At 67.4% G+C, this 1506-nt stretch carries 1 protein-coding gene; it reads right to left on the bottom strand.

Annotated elements, in window-relative coordinates:
* Positions 1-1339 (bottom strand): IS21 family transposase (istA, locus tag RJ1_RS44870; protein WP_073371162.1); only part of this gene is annotated, 1339 nt, incomplete at its 3' end.
* Positions 1340-1506 lie beyond the last annotated feature (167 nt).

The following is a 1506-nucleotide window of genomic DNA, read 5'->3' as shown; positions in this document are numbered from 1 at the left end:
GGACGATGCCCTGGATCGCCCGCAGCCGGTGCAGCGCGTTGACCTGCGACAACTCGGCGACGACCGCGACGGCGCCGGGACCGATCTGCTCGGCCTGCGCCCGACACCAGACCACGGTCTGCAGCGTGTAGGCGATCTTGTGCGGCGGGTAGTGCTCGGGGTTCGTCGACCGCCCCGACAGGTGCAGCACATGCGTGGCGGCCACCTGCTCGGTGTGGAAGATCTGCACCACGTCGCCGCAGGTGCGGACCAGCACCTGCTGGCCGATCAGCCGCCAGGGCACCGAATACAGGGCCTTGCCGGCCTTGACGTGACAGTCCGGGGCGACCTTCCCGACCTGATAGAGGACCAGCTCGAACGGTTTCGGAGGAAGTGCTGTGAGAGTGCGCCTTTCGATGGCGTCGAACACCGCCGCGGGTTGCGCACCGTCGAGACCACGGTGATTGTGGAGCCCGTAGACGTCGGTGCACCAGGCCAGGGCGGCGTCCTGCATCTGCGCCAGTGAGGTGAACTCGCGGCCCTTGAAGTACGAGTCGCGGATATAGGGCATCGGGCGCTCGATCCTGGGTTTATCCTTTGGTTTTCCGGCGCGGGCGGGGTCGATCAACACCCGGTAGTAGGCGGCGAGTTCGGCGTAGGCGCGGTTGATCTTCGGGTCGTACAGGTCAGGCCGGTCGACCCCGGTTTTGAGGTTGTCGCACACGATCCGGGCCGGCGTGCCGCCGAAGAACTCGAACGCCGCCACGTGCGAGGCGCACCACGAACTCTGGTCCATCCGCAGCACCGGCTGCACGAACAGCATCCGTGAGCAGGACAGGATAATCGCGAACGCCCACACCGCCACCCGCCGGTCGGTGGCCGGGTTGCGCCACATGCCGAGCTTGCCGTAGTCGACCTGGGCCTCGTCGCCAGGCGGGACCGCGCCACGGGCCACCGTCACCTTCGACTCCGCCACCTTCTCGGCGAATTGTGCTGCCACATACCGTCGTACGGTCGATTCCGACACCGCGACGCCGTGGTCGTCGCGCAGGCGTTGCGCAATCGTCGCTACCGTCACCGACGCGGTCAGCTGCCCGTCGATCCAGTCGTGGTGCGCGGCGATCGCCGGCCATGTCACCGCCCGCGCCGCCGGGTCGCCGACCTCCGGGAACCATCCGGTGATCAGCTCCCACCAGAGCGGCTCGTCGAACGTCCCTCCCTCGCCCGGTGTCAACCCGGCCGCCACGGCGGGAGCCAGATATTTCCGGATGGTTTTTCGGTCGATATCCAGGGCCTCCGCGATCTGCACCTGGGACCGGCCGGCATGCCAATGCCGGAACAACTCCATCAGATCGATCATCGTCCACGTTCTCCTCGCCACCGTCAGGCCCCTTCCCGGGCCCCGTTGTCGGTGACCCAGTCAGGAGCGAACCTGCAGCAGCACCCGAACCCCCGGCCGACACGCCCCAGGGGTGGGGAATTACGTGACGGCGGGGTGGGGAATTACGTGACGGACAAACCCCTCAA

The organism is Rhodococcus jostii NBRC 16295 (genome assembly GCF_001894825.1).
In the GTDB taxonomy this organism is placed as follows: domain Bacteria; phylum Actinomycetota; class Actinomycetes; order Mycobacteriales; family Mycobacteriaceae; genus Rhodococcus_F; species Rhodococcus_F jostii.
Note: the sequence above shows the minus strand (reverse complement) of the source record. Positions and strands in the feature narration are given on the sequence as shown.